This window comes from Enterobacter sp. MGH 24 (assembly GCF_000493015.1).
GTDB lineage: Bacteria > Pseudomonadota > Gammaproteobacteria > Enterobacterales > Enterobacteriaceae > Enterobacter.
In genome coordinates this window covers 450,893-471,585 of sequence record NZ_KI535657.1, presented here as the reverse complement: position 1 = coordinate 471,585, position 20,693 = coordinate 450,893, and the positions used below count along the sequence as shown (strand labels likewise).

Annotated in this window: 15 protein-coding genes and 1 tRNA gene; 10 read left to right on the top strand and 6 right to left on the bottom strand. The window is 56.9% G+C overall.

Going from position 1 to position 20,693, the window contains the following annotated elements:
* The first annotated feature begins 61 nt into the window (after positions 1-61).
* From ptrA to recD, 3 genes are read left to right on the top strand one after another with little or no spacing between them, the layout of a single operon-like run.
* Positions 62-2,929, top strand: coding sequence for a pitrilysin (ptrA, locus tag L370_RS19520; protein WP_023333265.1), 2,868 nt, complete (start codon positions 62-64; stop codon positions 2,927-2,929).
* Positions 2,926-6,468: an exodeoxyribonuclease V subunit beta gene (gene recB, locus L370_RS19525; protein WP_023333264.1), complete on the top strand. Its 3,543-nt coding sequence runs from the start codon at positions 2,926-2,928 to the stop codon at positions 6,466-6,468. Before ptrA ends, recB begins: the two co-directional genes overlap by 4 nt.
* On the top strand, positions 6,465-8,285 hold the full coding sequence (gene recD / locus L370_RS19530) for an exodeoxyribonuclease V subunit alpha (RefSeq protein WP_023333263.1): 1,821 nt from the start codon (positions 6,465-6,467) through the stop codon (positions 8,283-8,285). Before recB ends, recD begins: the two co-directional genes overlap by 4 nt.
* 34 nt (positions 8,286-8,319) lie before the next feature.
* Here the strand turns inward: recD and argA are convergent, their stop codons facing one another.
* A complete protein-coding gene (gene argA / locus L370_RS19535; RefSeq protein ID WP_014885072.1) occupies positions 8,320-9,651 on the bottom strand; it encodes an amino-acid N-acetyltransferase in 1,332 nt (443 codons plus the stop codon).
* A 227-nt stretch (positions 9,652-9,878) separates the two neighbouring features.
* Between argA and amiC the strand changes: the two genes are divergently transcribed.
* Complete coding sequence (gene amiC / locus L370_RS19540; RefSeq protein ID WP_032666515.1) at positions 9,879-11,132, top strand: N-acetylmuramoyl-L-alanine amidase AmiC; 1,254 nt, start codon at positions 9,879-9,881, stop codon at positions 11,130-11,132.
* Positions 11,133-11,219: 87 nt separating this feature from the next.
* On the opposite strand, the gene L370_RS19545 is transcribed toward amiC, so the two are convergent.
* Positions 11,220-11,296, bottom strand: a tRNA-Met gene (locus L370_RS19545).
* Positions 11,297-11,504: 208 nt separating this feature from the next.
* On the opposite strand from L370_RS19545, the gene mltA reads away from it, so the two are divergent.
* Both mltA and tcdA read left to right on the top strand, forming a co-directional pair.
* On the top strand, positions 11,505-12,602 hold the full coding sequence (gene mltA, locus L370_RS19550; protein WP_023333261.1) for a murein transglycosylase A: 1,098 nt from the start codon (positions 11,505-11,507) through the stop codon (positions 12,600-12,602).
* A gap of 75 nt (positions 12,603-12,677) precedes the next feature.
* The gene (gene tcdA, locus L370_RS19555) at positions 12,678-13,484 is read left to right on the top strand and encodes a tRNA cyclic N6-threonylcarbamoyladenosine(37) synthase TcdA (protein ID WP_023333260.1); all 807 of its coding nucleotides are present in this window, start codon (positions 12,678-12,680) and stop codon (positions 13,482-13,484) included.
* Here tcdA and csdE read toward each other — a convergent pair.
* Positions 13,475-13,921, bottom strand: a complete 447-nt coding sequence (gene csdE / locus L370_RS19560; RefSeq protein ID WP_023333259.1) for a cysteine desulfurase sulfur acceptor subunit CsdE — start codon at positions 13,919-13,921, stop codon at positions 13,475-13,477. The two genes, tcdA and csdE, sit on opposite strands and share 10 nt — an antisense overlap.
* Complete coding sequence (csdA, locus tag L370_RS19565; RefSeq protein WP_023333258.1) at positions 13,921-15,126, bottom strand: cysteine desulfurase CsdA; 1,206 nt, start codon at positions 15,124-15,126, stop codon at positions 13,921-13,923. Before csdA ends, csdE begins: the two co-directional genes overlap by 1 nt.
* Before the next feature lie 192 nt (positions 15,127-15,318).
* Between csdA and L370_RS19570 the strand changes: the two genes are divergently transcribed.
* From L370_RS19570 to rlmM, 4 genes are all read left to right on the top strand, one after another.
* Positions 15,319-15,546, top strand: a complete 228-nt coding sequence (locus L370_RS19570) for a YgdI/YgdR family lipoprotein (RefSeq protein WP_008499648.1) — start codon at positions 15,319-15,321, stop codon at positions 15,544-15,546.
* Between the two features lie 349 nt (positions 15,547-15,895).
* A complete protein-coding gene (gcvA, locus tag L370_RS19575) occupies positions 15,896-16,813 on the top strand; it encodes a glycine cleavage system transcriptional regulator GcvA (protein ID WP_032666514.1) in 918 nt (305 codons plus the stop codon).
* 39 nt (positions 16,814-16,852) lie between these two features.
* Positions 16,853-17,248, top strand: coding sequence for a DUF423 domain-containing protein (locus L370_RS19580; RefSeq protein ID WP_023309031.1), 396 nt, complete (start codon positions 16,853-16,855; stop codon positions 17,246-17,248).
* Positions 17,241-18,341 (top strand): 23S rRNA (cytidine(2498)-2'-O)-methyltransferase RlmM, encoded by a 1,101-nt coding sequence (rlmM, locus tag L370_RS19585; protein ID WP_023309030.1) that lies wholly within the window; start codon positions 17,241-17,243, stop codon positions 18,339-18,341. Before L370_RS19580 ends, rlmM begins: the two co-directional genes overlap by 8 nt.
* A gap of 62 nt (positions 18,342-18,403) precedes the next feature.
* On the opposite strand, the gene xni is transcribed toward rlmM, so the two are convergent.
* Entirely contained in the window at positions 18,404-19,159 is a 756-nt protein-coding gene (gene xni / locus L370_RS19590) for a flap endonuclease Xni (protein ID WP_023333256.1), read from the bottom strand.
* Positions 19,160-19,271: 112 nt separating this feature from the next.
* Entirely contained in the window at positions 19,272-20,639 is a 1,368-nt protein-coding gene (gene sdaB / locus L370_RS19595) for an L-serine ammonia-lyase II (RefSeq protein WP_023333255.1), read from the bottom strand.
* Between the last annotated feature and the right edge of the window lie 54 nt (positions 20,640-20,693).

The window sequence follows — 20,693 nt, the reverse complement described above, 5'->3', positions numbered from 1 at the left end:
GATGTTGGCGTGTCCAGCACGCAATGTGTTAATGATGTAGCCGTGATAAAGAGGTAGCACCTTGTTTAAAGCGTTTGTTTTGTTTTTCGCCCTCTGGGTACCCGTCACTCAGGCAGACTCCGGTTGGCAACCCGTTCAGGAAACGATTCGTAAAAGCGAAAAAGATACCCGTCAATATCAGGCTATTCGTCTTGATAACGGCATGACTGTGCTGCTGGTTTCCGATCCGCAGGCGGTGAAATCCCTTTCGGCATTAGTGGTGCCGGTTGGATCGCTGGAAGATCCTGACACTCATCCTGGGCTTGCACACTATCTGGAACATATGACGCTGATGGGGTCAAAAAAATACCCGCAGCCAGATAGCCTGTCCGAATTTCTGAAAATGCATGGCGGCAGCCACAATGCCAGCACGGCACCGTACCGCACGGCCTTTTATCTTGAAGTCGAAAATGATGCGCTGGAAGGCGCGGTCGATCGCCTTGCTGATTCCATCGCCGCCCCCTTGCTGGATAAAAAGTATGCCGATCGTGAACGCAATGCGGTGAATGCCGAGCTGACCATGGCCCGCACGCGAGACGGTATGCGCATGGCACAGGTCAGCGCTGAAACCATCAACCCTGCGCACCCGGGGTCGCGTTTCTCCGGCGGTAACCTGGAGACGTTAAGCGACAAACCGAACAGCCCGGTGCTTGATGCCCTGCACGCGTTTCGCGATAAATACTACTCCGCCAACCTGATGAAAGCGGTCATCTACAGCAATAAACCGTTGCCTGAACTGGCCGGCATGGCGGCTAAAACGTTTGGTCGGGTGCCGAATAAAAATATCGACCTGCCGCAGATAGACGTACCGGTGGTCACGGACGCGCAAAAAGGGATCGTTATCCACTACGTGCCGGCGCTGCCGCGCAAAGTGCTGCGCGTGGAGTTCCGCATTGATAACAACACCGCACAGTTTCGCAGTAAAACCGATGAGCTGGTGACCTACCTGATAGGTAACCGCAGCCCGGGCACGCTTTCTGACTGGCTGCAAAAACAGGGGCTGGTGGAAGGTATTCGCGCCGATTCCGATCCAGTTGTAAACGGCAATAGCGGCGTGCTGGCGATCTCCGCCACCCTGACCGACAAAGGGCTGGCAAACCGTGATGAAGTGGTGGCGGCGATCTTCAGCTACCTCTCTTTGCTGCGAGAGAAAGGCGTCGATAAGCGCTACTTTGATGAACTCGCCCACGTGCTGGATCTCGATTTCCGTTACCCGTCCATTACCCGCGACATGGATTACGTTGAGTGGCTGGCGGATACCATGATCCGCGTGCCGGTGGAACACACCCTCGACGCGGTCAATATTGCCGACCGGTATGACGCCGAGGCGGTAAAAGCCCGCCTGGCGATGATGACGCCGGAGAATGCCCGCATCTGGTACATCAGCCCGAATGAACCGCATAACAAGACGGCGTATTTTGTCGATGCCCCTTATCAGGTAGACAAAATCAGCGCGCAGACCTTCGCCGACTGGCAGAAGCAGGCCGGGGAGATTGTATTGAAGCTGCCGGAGCTGAACCCCTATATTCCGGATGACTTCTCGCTGATCAAAACGACTAAAGATTACCCGCACCCGGCGCTCATCATTGATGAGCCAACGCTGCGCGTGGTGTATACCCCAAGCCGCTATTTCGCAAGCGAGCCAAAGGCCGATGTCAGCGTGGTGCTGCGTAACCCGAAAGCGATGAACAGCGCTAAAAATCAGGTGATGTTCGCGCTTAATGACTATCTCGCCGGGATTGCGCTCGATCAGCTTAGCAACCAGGCGGCCGTGGGCGGCATCAGCTTCTCCACCAACGCCAACAACGGTTTGATGCTCAATGCAAACGGCTATACCCAGCGTTTGCCTCAGCTGTTCCAGGCTCTGCTCGAAGGGTATTTCAGCTACACGCCGACGGAAGAGCAGCTTGAGCAGGCCAAATCGTGGTATGCGCAGATGATGGATTCTGCGGAGAAGGGCAAAGCTTACGATCTGGCGCTTATGCCAGCGCAAATGCTGTCGCAAGTTCCTTATTTCCAGCGAGAAGACCGCCGCGCGCTGTTGCCTTCGATCACCTTAAAAGACGTGCTGGCTTACCGTGACGCGCTGAAAACCAACACGCGCCCGGAGTTCCTGATCGTCGGCAATATGAGTGAGGAACAGGCCAAAACGCTGGCGGAGAATGTACGTACTCAGCTCGGTTCGAAAGGCGACGAGTGGTGCCGCAACCAGGACGTGCTGGTTGAGAAAAAACAGAATGTGATTTTTGAAAAGGCGGGTAACAGCACGGACTCCGCGCTGGCCGCGGTATTTGTGCCAACGGGCTATGATGAATTCGCCAGCTCGGCGCAGAGTGCCGTGCTGGGGCAAATTATTCAGCCGTGGTTCTATAACCAGTTGCGTACAGAAGAGCAGCTTGGCTACGCGGTGTTTGCCTTCTCTATGAACGTAGGCCGACAGTGGGGGCTGGGTTTCCTGCTGCAAAGCAGCGATAAACAGCCGGCGTATCTCTGGCAGCGTTACCAGGCCTTCTTCCCGCAGGTGGAAGCAAAACTGCGCGCCATGAAGCCGGAAGAGTTTGCGCAAATCCAGCAGGCCGTCATCGCGCAGGTGATGCAGCCGCCGCAGACGCTCGGTGAAGAAGCCTCGCAGCTGAGCAAAGATTTCGATCGCGGTAATCTGAAATTTGATTCGCGTGATAAAGTAGTGGCCGAGATAAAACAGCTGACGCCGCAGAAGGTTGCCGACTTCTTCCACCAGGCGGTCATTAAGCCGCAGGGTATCACCATCCTGTCTCAGGTTTCCGGTAGCCAGAACGGGAAAACGGAGTACGTGAACCCGAAAGGCTGGAAAGTCTGGAAGAGCGTCAGCGCGCTGCAGCAATCTATGCCCTGGAGTAAGAAAGAATGACCGATACCGCTGAGTCCCTTGATCCCTTACGTTTACCTCTGCAGGGTGAGCGATTGATTGAAGCCTCAGCGGGAACGGGAAAAACCTTCACCATCGCCGCCCTCTATCTGCGTCTGCTTCTGGGGCTTGGCGGCAACGCCGCTTTTCCACGCCCTTTGAGCGTGGAAGAGCTGCTGGTGGTGACCTTCACCGAGGCTGCCACCGCTGAGCTGCGGGGCCGTATTCGTACCAATATCCACGAGCTGCGCATCGCCTGTCTGCGTCAGAGCACGGATAACCCTCTCTACGCGAGCCTTCTGGAAGAGATTGCCGATAAGCAACAGGCAGCCCAGTGGCTGCTCCTCGCCGAACGGCAGATGGATGAAGCGTCCGTCTTCACCATTCACGGTTTTTGCCAGCGCATGCTAAGCCTGAATGCGTTTGAATCCGGCATGCTGTTTGAACAGCAGCTTATTGAAGATGAATCCGTGCTTCGCTATCAGGCCTGCGCGGATTTCTGGCGTCGCCACTGTTACCCGTTACCGCGCGATATCGCCGAAGCGGTACATGCGTTGTGGAAGGGCCCGGAGGCGCTGCTTCGCGCTATCGATCGTTATCTGCAGGGGGAAGCGCCGGTCATTAAATTCCCGCCGCCTGCGGATGAAACGCTGGCCTCACGGCATGAAAAAATCATCGCGAAAATTGTCGACATCAAGCAAAAATGGATTGAGTCCGTTGGCGAGATTGAGGCAATTATCGAAAATTCCGGGATTGACCGACGCAAGTTTAACCGTGGCAATCAGGGTAAATGGATCGACAAGATCGGCGCCTGGGCGCAGGAAGAGACGCGAGGCTATCAGCTCCCGGACGCGCTGGAGAAATTTTCCCGGCGTTTCCTGGTTGAGCGGACCAAAGCCGACGGCATCGTGCCTGAGCATCCCCTGTTTGTGGCGATTGAAACCCTGCTGGCTGAGCCCTTAACGCTCAACGATCTGATGATCACTCGCGCGATGACGGAAATTCGCGACGCCGTCGCGCGTGAAAAACGCCGCCGGGGTGAGCTGGGGTTCGACGATATGCTGAGCCGCCTCGATGCGGCGCTGTGCAGTGAAAATGGCGAAGCGCTTGCCGCCGCGATTCGCACCCGCTTCCCGGTGGCGATGATTGACGAATTTCAGGATACCGACCCTCAACAATACCGCATTTTCCGGCGTATCTGGCGCCAGCAGCCCGGCACCGCGCTGTTGTTAATCGGCGATCCGAAACAGGCCATTTACGCCTTCCGCGGTGCGGATATTTTCACCTACATGAAAGCGCGCAGCGAGGTTGACGCGCACTACACGCTGGACACCAACTGGCGCTCCGCTCCCGGCATGGTGGAAAGCGTCAACGCGCTCTTCGGCCGCATGGATACGGCGTTTATGTTCCGGGAGATCCCGTTTCAGCCGGTAAAATTCGCCGAGAAAAATGCCTCGTTGCGCTTCGAGTTCAACGGCGAGACGCAGCCTGCCATGAAGTTCTGGCTGCTGGACGGGGAAGGCTACGGCGTTGCCGACTATCAAAATGCCATGGCCCAGCACTGTGCCGCGCAAATTCGTGACTGGCTCAGTGCCGGCGCGCACGGTAAGGCGCTGCTGTGGAAGGGGGATAAACCCACTCCCGTAAAGGCATCTGATATCACGGTGCTGGTGCGCAGCCGTCAGGAGGCCGCGCTCATCCGCGACGCCCTGACGCTACTGAATATTCCGTCCGTCTACCTCTCAAACCGCGACAGCGTCTTTGAAACGCTGGAAGCGCAGGAGATGCTATGGCTGCTGCAGGCCGTGCTGGCTCCGGAGCGGGAAAGCACGTTGCGCAGCGCGCTGGCCAGCGCAATGCTCGGGCTGAACGCGCGCGACATTGATGCGCTCAACAATGACGAAGCCGCATGGGATGCCGTGGTAGAAGAGTTTGTTCGCTACCGCGAAAAATGGCAGAAGCGTGGAGTCATGGCGATGGTGCGCGAGCTCATGGCTCAGCGCCACATTGCCGAGAATATGCTGGCGACAGCGGGCGGCGAGCGTCGGCTGACCGATATTTTACATATCAGCGAACTGCTGCAGGAAGCGGGTACGCAGCTGGAGAGCGAGCACGCTCTCGTGCGCTGGCTGGCGCAGCAGATTACCGACCCGAACAGTAATTCCTCCAGCCAGCAGATGCGCCTTGAGAGTGATAAACATCTGGTGCAGATTGTCACCATTCACAAATCGAAAGGCCTTGAGTATCCGCTGGTCTGGCTGCCGTTTATTGCCAATTACCGCGTCCAGGATCAGGCCTTTTACCACGATCGCGAATCTTTTGAGGCGGTGCTCGATCTCAGCAACGCGGAGTCCAGCGTTGAGCTGGCGGAGGCCGAACGTCTTGCGGAAGATTTACGCCTGCTCTACGTGGCGTTGACCCGTTCGATCTGGCACTGCAGCCTGGGCGTTGCGCCTCTGTTCCGTCGCCGTGGCGAAAAGACCGGGGAGAGCGATTTTCATCTGAGCGCGCTGGGGCGGCTTATTCAGCACGGCGAACCCAAAGACGCGGCGGGCCTGCGCCAGTGCATTGAATCACTTTGCACAGAGCATATTGCGCTGCATATTCCGTCGCAGCCCGACACTAGCCGCTGGCAGATGCCTGAGCTGCGTGAGCCAGCGCTCCATGCCCGCCAGGTTGTGCGTACCATTGCCGACGACTGGCGCGTCACCAGCTACTCCGGTTTACAGCAGCACGGGCAGAGTATTGCGCAGGATCTGATGCCAAAACTGGACGTGGATGCCGCAGGAGCCGGTAGCGTACCCGCTGAGCCGGTGCTCACGCCGCACCAGTTCCCGCGCGGCGCCTCCCCGGGCACGTTTTTGCACAGCCTCTTTGAAGAGCTGGATTTTACCCAGCCGGTTTCCGAAGAGTGGGTGCTAAAGATGTTACAGAGTGGCGGCTACGACGCTCAGTGGCAGCCGGTTCTGCGTGACTGGATCCACGCGGTTCTGCACGCGCCGCTCACAACGCAGGGGATCTCGCTGAGTCAGTTGACCGCCAAAGATAAGCAGGTGGAGATGGAGTTTTATCTCCCCATCGCCAGCCCGCTCAGAGCCGAGGCGCTTGATGCGCTGATCTGCGAGTACGATCCGTTATCCGCCGGGTGCCCGCCGCTGAACTTCCGCCAGGTGCAGGGGATGCTCAAAGGCTTTATCGACCTGGTTTTCCGTCATGAAGGGCGCTACTACCTGCTGGATTACAAATCGAACTGGCTGGGTGAAAGCAGCGAAGCCTACACGCAAGACGCGATGGCCTCTGCCATGCAAATGCATCGCTACGATCTGCAGTATCAGCTTTACACCCTGGCGCTGCACCGTTACCTGCGTCATCGCATGGCCGATTACCGCTACGACGCGCATTTTGGCGGCGTCATTTACCTGTTCCTGCGCGGAGTGGATGCTAACGATCCGCGTTCCGGCGTCTTTAGTACACGTCCGGCTGCGGAACTGATTGAAAAAATGGATAACCTGTTTGCTGCAAGCACGGAGGAGGTGGCATGACGATGCAGGCGCTACTGCTGGACGCGGTTGAACAACGATTACTGCGCCACCTGGATGTGCAGTTCGCCATGATGGTGGCAGGTGAGGAGCCTGCGGTCATGCTTGCCGCCGCCATTCTGAGCAAAGACGCGGGGGAGGGGCACGTGTGTCTGCCGCTGTCGCGTCTGGCGGTGGATGAGAAGATGCCTCCGGCTTTACAGGCGTGTTTCGCGCTGCTGGGTGACGCAGTGGACTGGCAGGCGATATTACTCGGCTCGCCTGCCGTAAGCGGCGCCGATACCGGGACACCGATGATCCTTGTCGGCGAGCGTTTGTATCTCAACAGGCTGTGGCGTAACGAACTGACGGTAGCGCGCTTCTTCAGCGAGACCAACGCGCCGCTTCCCTGCGATGAAGCACAGCTCCGGCAAACGCTCGATACGCTGTTTACCTCTGACGACGCGACAGACTGGCAGAAGGTGGCGGCAGCCGTGGCCTTAACGCGACGGATTTCGGTGATTTCTGGCGGCCCGGGTACCGGGAAAACGACCACCGTGGCAAAACTGCTTGCCGCGCTGATTCAGCTATCGGGTGAGCAAAAGTGCCGTATTCGCCTTGCGGCCCCCACCGGCAAAGCGGCGGCACGTCTGACGGAGTCGTTAGGCGGCGCGCTGCAAAAGCTGCCGCTAACCGGGGATCAGCTTGCGCTTTTCCCCAATGAAGCCAGCACGCTGCACCGTTTGCTTGGCGCACAGCCGGGTAGCCAGCGTCTGCGCTATCATGCCGGTAACCCACTGCACCTTGATGTTCTGGTGGTGGATGAAGCGTCGATGATTGACCTGACGATGATGTCGCGTTTGATCGATGCGCTCCCGCCGCACGCGCGGGTTATTTTCCTGGGCGATCGCGACCAGCTTGCCTCCGTTGAGGCGGGGGCCGTATTGGGGGATATCTGCACCTATGCCAGCCTGGGATACACCGCTGAACGCGCGCAGGAGCTGGCCCGTCTCACCGGATGTTCGCTCACGTCAGAAAACCATTCGCTTGCGGGGGCGCTGCGCGACAGCCTGTGTCTGCTGCAAAAAAGCTACCGTTTCGGCAGCGACTCCGGCATCGGCCAGCTTGCGGCAGCGGTGAACCGGGGCGACCGGCGCACCACCACTGCGGTATTTGACGGAACCTATACGGATATTGAGAAAAAATCGCTGCAAAGCGGGGAAGAGTATCAGGCGATGCTTGATGACGCCCTGCAGGGGTACCAGCACTTTCTGACGGGCGTACAACAGCAAAGTACGCCGGAGCAGGTCATTGCCGCGTTTGGCGAATACCAGTTGCTCTGTGCGTTGAGGGAAGGCCCCTTTGGCGTCCGGGGTCTTAACGACAGGCTGGAGCAGCTGCTGGCGCAAAAACGCAAAATTAACCGTACCCCGCACTCGCGCTGGTATGAGGGGCGACCGGTGATGATCTCCCGCAACGACAGCGCGCTGGGGTTGTTTAACGGGGACATCGGGATTGCGCTCGACTGCGGTCAGGGCCTGCGCGTCTGGTTCCAGATGCCGGACGGGAGCGTGAAGTCCTTCCAGCCCAGCCGTTTGCCCGAGCATGAAACCGCCTGGGCGATGACGGTGCATAAATCCCAGGGATCCGAGTTTAACCATGCGGCGCTGATCCTGCCCACGCAGCTTTCACCCGTCATTACCCGCGAGCTGATCTATACCGCCATTACGCGCGCGCGTCAGCGCCTGTCGCTGTATGCCGATGAACGGGTGCTGGTGCAGGCGATCGCCACCCGAACGGAACGTCGAAGCGGGCTGAGCGCAATATTTGAGTCCCTCTGAACGAAAGCCCTCGCCGGACGGTGAGGGCGTCGTATCATCCCAGATCGGCCATCAGCACTTTTGAACGACGCTGATAGTTGTACATCTCTTTCTTCGTTTCCGGCAGGGAATCGATATCCACCGGCGTGAAGCCGCGCTCCTGGAACCAGTGAATGCTGCGCGTCGTCAGGACGAACAGCTTGCTCAGCCCCATCTGGCGCGCCTGTGCCGCCACGCGCTCAAGCAGCATTTCCCCACGTGAAGAGCTGCGGTAGTCCGGGTGCACCGCCACGCAGGCCATTTCACCAATCTTCTCTTCCGGGAACGGATAGAGCGCGGCGCAGGCGATGGTCAGGTTATCGCGCTGGATAATGGTGAATTTATCGATCTCCATCTCCAGCTGTTCGCGTGAGCGACGCACCAGAATACCCTGCTGTTCCAGCGGGCGGATCAGCTCCAGAATGCCGCCGATGTCGTTAATGGTGGCGCGGCGGATCTGCTCCGCACTCTCCATTACAATCTGGGTACCAATACCGTCGCGGGAGAACAGCTCCTGCAGCAGGGCCCCGTCTTCCTGATAGCTGATCAGGTGGCTGCGGCGCACGCCGCTGCGGCAGGCCTTCACTGCGCCGCGCAGGAAGCGGACGGTGCCGGAGTGGTAATCGCCTTCGGCTTCCAGCGCCTCCACGCGTGCCTGGGCTTCATTCGGGAAAAGTTCCGGCACTATTACCCCTTCATCGTTCACGACACCCTGGGAGGAGCAAAACCCAATCATTTTTTCCGCCTTCAGCTTGATTGCCAGCTGCGTGGCAATCTCTTCTGAGGTCAGGTTAAAGCTTTCACCGGTTACGGAGACCGCCACCGGGCCCATCAGCACGATGGCACCGCTGTCCAGCTGGCGGTGAATGGCTTCTTCATCAATACGACGAATGCGACCGCTGTGGCAGTAATCCACGCCATCGTCCACGCCGAGCGGCTGGGCAATGATAAAGTTGCCGCTCACGACGTTGATATGCGCGCCCTGCAGCGGCGTATTGTTCAGGCTCATCGACAGGCGAGCGGTAATATCCAGCTGCAGCAGACCCGCCGCCTGTTTCACCAGCTCAAGGGTTTTGGCATCGGTAACGCGGGTATGTTTGTGGTAAATCGGCTCGTGGTGGTGAGCGGCCAGGTTGGCGTCGATCTGCGGACGCGCGCCATACACCACCACCAGGCGGATCCCGAGGCTGTGCAGCAGGCCAATGTCATTGACGATGCTGGAAAAATTTTCATGCTCAATGGCTTCGCCGCCAAGCATGATGACAAACGTTTTTCCCCGATGGGCGTTGATATAGGGAACAGAATGGCGGAATCCCTGGACCAGTTCGGTTCTACGTTCCTTCACCATGGCACAACCCTTAATGAATGTTTATTCGTAATTTCTGTATTTTTATTCGATTGTGGCCGCGTGTGCAAGCGCAAATTTTCCGCGACCCACAGAAAATGATAAGTAATCCGTGCGTTAGCGTATGATTGTTTACCCTTTTATAGATGACAGTTTATGCGTCATTCGTTAAAGTTTTCGGTCAATCTGGACATTTTGTATATCAGTCAGTGTTCTTGCTCGGGAGAAGCATGTCGGGATCCAATTCAGCAATAAGCCGCCGCCGTTTGTTAAAAGGGGCCGGGGCAATGTGGTTGCTTAGCGTCAGTCAGGTCGGTCTTGCCGCCACGAGTCAGGTGGTGGCGGTGCGCGTCTGGCCGTCGTCGACCTATACGCGCGTGACGGTCGAATCCAATCGCGTGCTGAAATATAAGCAATTTGCCCTCAGCAACCCTGAACGCGTGGTAGTGGATCTTGAAGGCGTTAACCTCAACTCCGTGCTGAAGGGTATGGCGGCGCAGATCCGCGGCGACGATCCGTTTATTAAATCGGCGCGCGTCGGGCAGTTTGATCCGCAAACCGTGCGCATGGTGTTTGAACTGAAGCAGAACGTTAAGCCGCAGCTGTTTGCTCTGGCGCCTGTCGCGACGTTCAAAGAGCGCCTGGTGATGGATCTCTACCCGGCCAATGCGACGGATATTCAGGATCCGCTGCTTGCGCTGCTGGAGGATTACAACAAGGGCGATCTGCAGAGTCAGGTTCCACCTGCGCAAAGCGGCCCGCAGCCGGGCAAAGCAGGGCGCGATCGTCCGATTGTGATCATGCTCGATCCTGGACACGGCGGCGAAGACTCCGGCGCGGTGGGGAAATACCATACGCGTGAAAAAGACGTGGTGCTGCAAATTGCCCGTCGCCTGAAAGCGTTGATTGATAAAGAAGGCAATATGCGCGCCTATATGACGCGCAATGAAGACGTCTTTATTCCGCTTAAGGTCCGGGTGGCGAAAGCGCAGAAGCAGCGCGCCGATTTGTTCGTGTCGATCCATGCGGATGCGTTTACCAGCCGCCAGCCAAGCGGCTCGTCGGTGTTCGCGCTCTCAACCAAAGGCGCGACCAGTACCGCAGCAAGATTCCTGGCTGACAGCCAGAACGCCTCTGACCTGATTGGTGGCGTGAGCAAAAGCGGCGACCGCTACGTCGATCACACTATGTTCGATATGGTGCAGTCGCTGACCATTAACGACAGCCTGAAGTTTGGTAAAGCGGTGCTGGCCAAGCTGGGCAATATTAATAAGCTGCATAAAAACAGCGTTGAACAGGCCGGGTTTGCGGTACTCAAGGCACCGGACATCCCGTCCATTCTGGTAGAAACCGCGTTTATCAGTAACGTTGAAGAGGAGCGTAAGCTCAAGACGGCAAAATTCCAGCAGGAGGTTGCGGAGTCGATTCTGGCGGGGATACGGGCGTATTTCTCTGACGGGGCGACGCTGGCGCGACGCGGGTAAATCTTTCAGCCGGGTAAACGCCCGGCAAATTCACAAACGACAGATACAAAAAAACACCCTTGAGGGTGTTTATTGTTTTAGAAGTGTTGGTTGCGGGGGCCGGATTTGAACCGACGACCTTCGGGTTATGAGCCCGACGAGCTACCAGGCTGCTCCACCCCGCGTCCGTGGATGCGCACTATACTCGGATAGGTTTGTGATGCAACCCCTTTTTCACATAAATCATGATTTTGTATGCAAATTGAACGACATGGCTTTGTTTGGACTATTTTTTGCGCAAAATTTGCCAAAGGGCATGCGATCGCATTTCATTAGCCCTGGCGGTTTGTTATCTTCATCACGCGGAAATGGGCAACTTAAAGACGAGATATAATGAAAGGACGTTGGGCGAAGTATCTGATGGCGGGCGCAATGGTAGCGATTCTTGCGGCCTGTTCTTCCAAACCGACCGATCGCGGTCAACAGTATAAAGACGGGAAGTTATCCCAGCCTTTCTCTTTAGTTAATCAGCCTGATGCTGTCGGCGCACCGATTAATGCCGGTGATTTCTCCGAGCAGGTCTACCAGATCCGCAACGCGTCGCCGCGTCTGTATAGCTCACAGAACAGTGTTTATAGCGCGGTCCAGGATTGGCTGAAAGCAGGCGGCGATACGCGCAATATGCGCCAGTTTGGTATCGACGCCTGGCAGATGGAAGGGGCCGATAACTACGGCAACGTCCAGTTTACCGGCTATTACACCCCGGTTATCCAGGCACGCCACTCTCGTCAGGGCGAGTTCCAGTATCCTATCTACCGTATGCCGCCAAAACGCGGTCGTCTGCCGTCTCGCGCTGAGATCTACGCCGGTGCGCTGAGCGAAAACTACGTTCTGGCCTACAGTAACTCCCTGATGGATAACTTCATCATGGACGTTCAGGGCAGCGGCTACATTGATTTTGGCGACGGGTCGCCGCTTAACTTCTTCAGCTATTCGGGTAAAAACGGCCACGCCTATCGCAGCATCGGTAAGGTGCTGATCGACCGCGGCGAAGTGAAGAAAGAAGACATGTCGATGCAGGCGATCCGCGAGTGGGGTGAGAAACACAGCGAAGCCGAGGTGCGTGAGCTGCTGGAGCAGAACCCGTCGTTCGTCTTCTTCAAACCGCAAAACTTCGCGCCGGTGAAAGGGGCGAGTGCAGTTCCGCTGATAGGCCGCGCGTCGGTTGCATCGGATCGTTCGATTATTCCTGCAGGCACCACGCTGCTGGCTGAGGTTCCCCTGCTGGACAACAACGGCAAGTTCAACGGCCAGTATGAGCTGCGTCTGATGGTGGCGCTGGACGTCGGCGGGGCGATTAAGGGCCAGCACTTCGACATCTATCAGGGGATTGGCCCTGACGCAGGCCATCGCGCGGGCTGGTATAACCACTACGGACGCGTGTGGGTACTGAAGGCGGCGCCGGGTGCTGGAAACGTATTCAGCGGCTGATTGTGGTATTCTGAGCGCAATACGGATTACTGTTCAGGGTGAGGCAAACCTCACCCTTTTTACATCTGAGGTTTTATGTCTGTGGTAATCAGCGACGCCTGGCGCCAGCGTTTTGGCGGTACGGCACGTTTATATGGTGAAAAAGCCCTGCAGCTGTTTGCGGATGCGCATGTCTGCGTCGTGGGCATTGGTGGTGTGGGGTCGTGGGCGGCAGAAGCGCTGGCGAGAACCGGTATTGGCGCAATCACGCTGATTGACATGGATGACGTTTGCGTCACCAATACCAACCGTCAAATTCACGCCCTTCGCGATAGCGTCGGCCTGGCGAAGTCTGAGGTCATGGCGGAGCGTATCCGTTTGATCAACCCGGAGTGCCGCGTGACGGTGATCGACGACTTTGTGACGGCAGATAACGTCGCGGAGTACATGAGCAAAGGCTATAGCTATGTGATTGACGCCATCGACAGCGTGCGGCCAAAAGCGGCGTTAATCGCTTACTGCCGTCGCTACAAGGTGCCGCTGGTCACGACGGGCGGTGCGGGCGGGCAAATCGATCCGACGCAGATCCAGGTGGCCGATCTGGCGAAAACCATTCAGGATCCGCTGGCTGCCAAGCTGCGTGAACGCCTGAAGAGCGACTTTAACGTGGTTAAGAACAGCAAAGGCAAGCTGGGCGTCGACTGCGTGTTCTCGACCGAAGCGCTGGTCTACCCGCAGGCGGATGGGTCAGTCTGCGCAATGAAGAGTACGGCGGAAGGGCCAAAGAGAATGGATTGCGCCTCCGGGTTTGGTGCGGCCACGATGGTGACCGCCTCCTTCGGCTTTGTGGCGGTGTCTCACGCCCTCAGGAAAATGATGGCCAAGGCGGAACGTCAGGCCTGAGCCTGACGTGCGGCATCCAGGACCGCGTCGCTGAGCGCGATCAACCCCTGACCGCGCGAGGCGCTGAGCTGCGCGCGCAGTCCAAGCTCATCAAATAACGCCAGCGGCGAATGTGCCAGCAATTCCGCCGCGCTTTTCCCTTCCACAGCGGTCAACAATACGGCCAGCAGGCCCCTGACGATGCGGCCTTCGCTGTCGCCGAAGAAGTGCAGCTTCTCGCCGGAGACGCTCACGCCCAGCCAGACGCGGTTTTCACAGCCTGCGATCTCTTTCGCCTGCGCTTTGAGATCGTCTGAAAGCGCAGGGAGCTGTTTACCCAGCAGGATCAGCTGACGATATTTATCCTCCCACTGCTGGAGCGGGGCGAAGGTCTGTTTTAAGGTCTCTTCTGTGATGACCGTGCCAAACGGATGTCCGGCTAAAGCAGCGCTAGTCATTAGTCCACCAGTATTTCAAGGGCGCGGTCAACGGCGCTAACCAGCGCGTCGACATCGCTTTGGGTATTATACGGCGCAAACGAGGCGCGCAGGGTTCCGCTTACGCCCAGCGCCGCCAGCAGCGGCTGGGCGCAGTGCTGTCCGGCACGCAGGGCAATGCCATACCCGGCCAGCAGCGTCACCATGTCGCTATGATGAACGCCCGCAAAATCAAAGGCGAGCAGGCTGGAATCCTGAACGCGGAACGAACGGAAACCCGGGCGCTTTTTCAGTTCTTCCTCGGCCAGCGTCGCCAGCCCCCGGCTCCAGCTTTCAGCCTGGACAATGTCGGTTTCCGCCAGCCACTCCAGCGCCGCGCTTAAGCCAATCACCCCCGCCACGTTCGGCGTACCGGCCTCCAGACGATAGGGAACGTCCTGAGTTTTGAAGCCATCGAACGACACTTCGGTAATCATTTTGCCGCCACCGAGCCACGGCGTCATTTTTGCCAGCAGTTCAGGCTTACCGTACAACGCCCCAATACCCGTTGGCCCGTAGAGCTTATGTCCTGAGAAGGCATAGAAGTCGATATCAAGCGCCTGCACATCAGCGGGGAAGTGCACCACACCCTGCGCGCCGTCGACCATCACCACCATCCCGCTGGCATGGGCGATGCGAATGGCCTGAGCCAGGTCCGGACAACCTCCCGTGACGTTCGACATCTGTCCGAGCGCCAGAATGCGGCTGCGGGGAGTCATCAGCTCGGGGAGACGGGCCACGTCGGGCAGAAGGTCCGCACCCAGTGGGAGTTTAACCACGCGTGCACCCGTTTGCTCGGCCACCATCAGCCATGGCACCAGGTTGGCATGATGTTCCGCTTCGCTGACGACGATCTCATCGCCCGGCTGAAGCAGCGGGCGCGCGTAGCACTGGGCCACCATATTGATGGCCTCTGTTGTGCCGCGCGTCCAGACGATGTTTTTCCCGCTTTCGGCATTGATCAGGCGCGCGACCTGATCGCGTGCGGCTTCGTAGCGCGCGGTTAATCGCTGCGCTTCGGCAAACTGGCTGCGATGTACGTTCCCGGCGCTCAGGCTGTAGAACTGCCGCGTGGCTTCAATCACCGCCTGTGGCTTAAGGGCGGTGGCGGCGCTATCCAGGTAAATACCGGCATCGGCCAGGGCCGGAAACTGTGCGCGGAACTGCGCAGGACTGAAAGCGTTCATGGGATTCCTCATTTCAATATAGCGATCGTCGCGCAATTTCAGCGGCAGGGCAAGGAGGTTGATATCTATCAGAATTGTCTGCTTATCCTTACGGCCTCAAAAAAGCAGGTTATGCTAAATAGTGTTAGGCGGATGTTTTAGCCTGTTATAAATCGAGGTTTGAATAGCATTAATTGCTAAAGGAGAATAATCATGAATAAGACAGCTGCAATCATTTCTGCCTGTGCGTTTACTTTTGCCCTGAGCGCCTGTTCTGGTAATAACTACGTGATGCACACCAACGATGGTCGTTCTATCGTTTCGGAAGGGAAACCGACTACCGATAATGATACCGGGATGATTTCGTACAAAGATGCTAACGGGAACAAGCAGCAGATCAACCGCACGGACGTGAAAGAGATGAAAGAGATCGAGCATTAACGGATCGCAGGCGAAAAAAAAGCACCGCAAATTGGCGGTGCTACATTAATCACTATGGACAGACAGGGTAAATGTACAGGAAGTGAAAAATTGGTAGCGTTGCTACCGTGGTCTGAATCGCAGACCAATTGCAAACACAACAACACAACATCACAACCGTAAGCCAAAAGCCCTTCAGAACACGCATTCCGAAAAAAGCTCTTCGTTCCGGCTCAGGAAGTGCCGCCACTATAGGTATTTGCTGGTAGTTCCTCAACGGACAAATTATAATGGCTCAGATAAAAAAAACTAATAGGTTAAACGTTGTTTCCTGTTTGTTAAAATCCGTTAACATCTAAGCCAGATAACCATGTCAAAGCGATTGCCACCCCTCAATGCATTACGTGTTTTTGATGCAGCAGCACGTCACCTGAGCTTTACCCGCGCAGCAGATGAGCTTTTTGTGACACAGGCCGCAGTAAGTCACCAAATCAAGTCTCTGGAGGATTTTCTGGGCCTTAAGCTGTTTCGTCGACGCAACCGTTCGTTGCTGTTGACCGAAGAGGGGCAGAGCTATTTTCAGGATATTAAAGAGATTTTTTCCCAGCTTACGGAAGCCACGCGTAAGCTGCAGGCTCGCAGTGCAAAAGGTGCCCTGACTGTTAGTTTATTGCCCAGTTTTGCCATTCATTGGCTGGTGCCCAGACTCTCAAGCTTTAACTTAGCTTATCCGGGGATCGACGTTCGAATCCAGGCGGTAGATCGTCAGGAGGACAAACTGGCCGATGACGTCGATGTCGCCATTTTTTATGGTCGCGGTAACTGGCCGGGCTTGCGTGTTGAGAAATTATACGCAGAATATCTCCTGCCGGTCTGTTCTCCCCTGCTGTTAACAGGTGAAAAGGCGCTGAAGTCACCCGCTGACCTGGCTCAGCATACGCTTTTACATGATGCCTCTCGCCGCGACTGGCAAACTTATACCCGTCAATTAGGTCTTACACATATAAACGTGCAGCAGGGACCCATCTTTAGCCACAGTGCGATGGTGTTACAGGCTGCCATTCACGGACAGGGCGTGGCGTTGGCGAACAACGTCATGGCGCAGTCCGAAATTGAGGCAGGCCGCCTGGTTTGCCCTTTTAATGATGTACTGGTCAGCAAGAATGCGTTTTATCTGGTTTGTCATGACAGTCAGGCAGAACTGGGTAAAATAGCCGCCTTCCGGCAGTGGATACTGGCGAAAGCGGCAACCGAGCAAGAAAAATTCCGCTTCAGGTATGAGCAATAACGTTTGTGTGCCGGGCACGCATTAATTCAGGACTTAAACATGACCAGCCGATTCATGCTGATTTTTGCCGCGGTGAGTGGCTTTATTTTTGTTGCACTGGGCGCCTTTGGCGCACATGTATTAAGCAAGTCTTTGGGCGCAGTAGAGATGGGCTGGATCCAGACCGGCCTTGAATATCAGGCGTTCCACACGCTGGCTATTTTTGGGCTGGCGGTGGCGATGCAGCGTCGTATCAGTATCTGGTTTTACTGGAGCAGCGTGTTTATGGCGCTGGGTACCGTGTTGTTCAGCGGTAGCCTGTACTGCCTTGCGCTCTCACATCTGCGCCTGTGGGCGTTCGTTACACCTGTCGGCGGCTTCAGCTTCCTGGCGGGTTGGGTATTAATGTTTATCGGAGCTATCCGTCTGAAACGCAAGGGCGTTGTTCATGAATAAGGTTGTTTTATATTGTCGCCCGGGGTTTGAGAAAGAGTGTGCCGCGGAAATTACCGATAAAGCGGCGAAGCGCGAAGTCTTCGGCTTTGCCCGCGTAAAAGAGAACGCGGGCTATGTGGTATTCGAGTGCTATCAGCCTGAAGACGCAGACAAGCTGGCGCGCGAGCTGCCGTTCAGCTCGCTGATCTTCGCTCGCCAGATGTTTGTTGCGGGTGAGCTGCTGAAGGATCTTCCGCCGGAAGACCGCATCACGCCAATTGTCGGCATGCTGCAGGGCGTGGTTGAAAAGGGCGGTGATCTGCGCGTTGAAGTGGCGGATACCAACGAAAGTAAAGAGCTGATGAAGTTCTGCCGTAAGTTCACCGTGCCGCTGCGTGCGGCGCTGCGTGATGCGGGCGTGCTGACGAACTACGAAACGCCAAAGCGTCCGGTGGTGCATATCTTCTTTATCGCACCGGGCTGCTGCTATACGGGCTATTCGTACACTACCAACAACTCTCCCTTCTTTATGGGCATCCCGCGTTTACGCTTTCCATCCGATGCGCCAAGCCGTTCCACGCTCAAGCTGGAAGAGGCGTTCCACGTCTTTATCCCGGCGGATGAGTGGGATGAGCGTCTGGCAAACGGCATGTACGCCGTCGACCTTGGCGCGTGCCCGGGCGGCTGGACCTATCAGCTGGTGAAACGCAATATGTGGGTATCGTCCGTTGATAACGGCCCAATGGCGCAAAGCCTGATGGACACCGGGCAGGTCACCTGGCTGCGTGAAGACGGTTTCCGCTATCGCCCTAACCGTAACAACATCTCATGGATGGTGTGCGATATGGTTGAGAAGCCGGCAAAAGTGGCCGCGCTGATGGCCTCCTGGCTGGTGAACGGCTGGTGTCGTGAGACCATTTTCAACCTCAAGCTGCCGATGAAAAAGCGCTATGAGGAAGTGTCGCAGAATCTGGCGTACATTCAGGAGCAGATGGATGAACACGGTATTAACGTGGAGATCCAGGCGCGTCAGCTGTATCACGACCGTGAAGAGGTGACGGTGCATATTCGTCGCTGGTGGGCTGCGGTCGGCGGACGTCGCGACGAGCGATAGTGCGTGCTTTGTTTTGCCCGGTGGCGCTGCGCTTACCGGGCCTACAAAACCGTGTAGTGGTTTTAACGTTGTAAACGCAACTGCTGTAAATTCCCGTCCAGCTGTAAATCCGTCTGTAGCGTTGCGATTTCCCGGCAGATAAACGCCATCTCTTTATGCGCCTCCAGCTTCTTGCGCCACTTTTCTGGCACCTCATCCAGACGCGCGTAAATCCCTTCCAGACTCTTAAAATCGGTCAGCAGCTGTGCGGCGCTCTTCGGCCCAATACCGGCGACACCCGGAACCTTAGAACTGCTGATGCCTGCCAGCCCCCAGTAATCCGGCAGTTGCTCAGGCGAGACGCCGAACTCGCTGGCAATAAACGGCGCGTCCAGCCAGCGTTTTTGAAAATAGTCGCGAATGCGGATGGTCGGCGAGAGCAGCTGGCAGTAGCCTTTGTCAGTTGAAACGATAGTGGCCTGATGCCCGGCGCTTGCCACCTTTACGGCCAGAGTGGCCGCGAGATCGTCGGCTTCATTTCCCTGTGCACCCCAGCAGGGGACGCCCCGCTGTTCAAATGCAGCGCGCAGCATGGGCAATTCAGCGTGGAGATCGTCCGGCATCGGTGCGCGTCCGGCTTTGTAGTCCGGCAGACGCTGGTGTCGCCAGCCCGTGTTGCGGGCTTCGTCATCAAATACCGCGACCGCGTGGGTCGGCTCACTGTGGCGGATAAGCTGTTCCAGCGCGTGCAGGCAGGTGTCTTTACAAGGCGTCCCCTGTACCGCATGGATACGGCGGATCAGGTTAAGAGCATCGACGATAAGTAAATGAACGGCCACAGATAATCTCCCTTCTATCTCATGCGTGAAGGGTAACACTGTCAGCAGCGTGAAACTATGAATGGTGGGGAAAACAGGAAGAAGCCTCGCAAAACGAGGCTTCCTGAGGGGCTTAATCGCAGGTCACGATCTTCATCGCCAGGCCGCCGCGAGAGGTTTCGCGGTATTTGGCGTTCATATCTTTACCGGTTTCGTACATGGTTTCGATAACCTTATCGAGACAGACGCGCGGCTCGCTGGTGCGGCGCAGCGCCATACGTGCCGCGTTCACCGCCTTCACGGAGGCAATCGCGTTACGCTCGATGCACGGCACCTGTACCTGCCCGGCAACCGGGTCACAGGTCAGCCCCAGGTTATGTTCCATGCCGATTTCCGCAGCAATGCACACCTGTGTTGGGCTTGCACCCAGCAGTTCGGCCAGACCCGCCGCCGCCATGGAACACGCCACGCCGACTTCACCCTGACAGCCCACTTCTGCCCCGGAAATGGACGCGTTCATCTTATACAGCGAACCAATCGCACTGGCGACCAGCAGGTAGCGGGCCAGTGAGTTCGCGTTCACTTCACGAATAAACTTGTCGTAGTACGCCAGCACCGCCGGAACGATACCGCAGGCACCGTTAGTCGGCGCGGTGACCACACGGCCCCCCGCGGCATTCTCTTCGTTTACCGCCAGTGCGAACATGTTGATCCAGTCTACGACGGCCATCGGGTCCGTTGTCGTTTTGTCGGTGCTCACCAGCATACGGCGCAGCGCTGCAGCACGACGCGGCACGCGAAGCTTGCCCGGCAGAACGCCTTCGGTGGTGATCCCGCGCTCAATACCGCCGCGCATCACTTCCCAGACGTTAGTGAAGTGCTGTTCGAGCTCTTCTTTGCTGTGAAGTGCCAGTTCGTTTTTCATCATCAGGCCGGAGAGGGAAAGGCCCGTCTCCTGGCAGTGACGCTGAAGATCCGCCGCCGTTTTGTACGGATACGGCACCTCGACGGAAGCGTTATCGGTTTGACCAAAGTGGTCTTCGTCGACGATAAAACCGCCGCCGATAGAGTAATACGTCTGGCTGTAAACCGCTTTGTCGCCGGCCAGCGCGGTAATGCGCATGCCGTTTTCGTGCAGCGACAGGTTGTCCGCATGGAAATTCATGCAGTGGTCAACCGGGAATTCAACCTCATGCTCACCGTTCGCCAGCAGCAGGCGACCGTGGGTGTTCACATCCTGGATGAAGCCAGGGATCGCATCAATATCAACGGTATCCGGCAGATTTCCCGCCAGGCCCATGATAATGGCGATATCGGTATGGTGGCCTTTCCCGGTCAGGGAAAGCGAGCCGTATACATCGACAACCACGCGGGTAATGTCATGCAAGATGCCGCGTGCAATCAAGTCATCCGTGAACTGCTTACCGGCTTTCATTGGTCCGACGGTGTGAGAGCTGGAAGGACCAATACCGATTTTGAAGATATCGAATACGCTAATCATGATGCGTCCATTGCTTTCAGTCAGAGAGGGAGGAGTGCGCCGTCCGGGGACGGC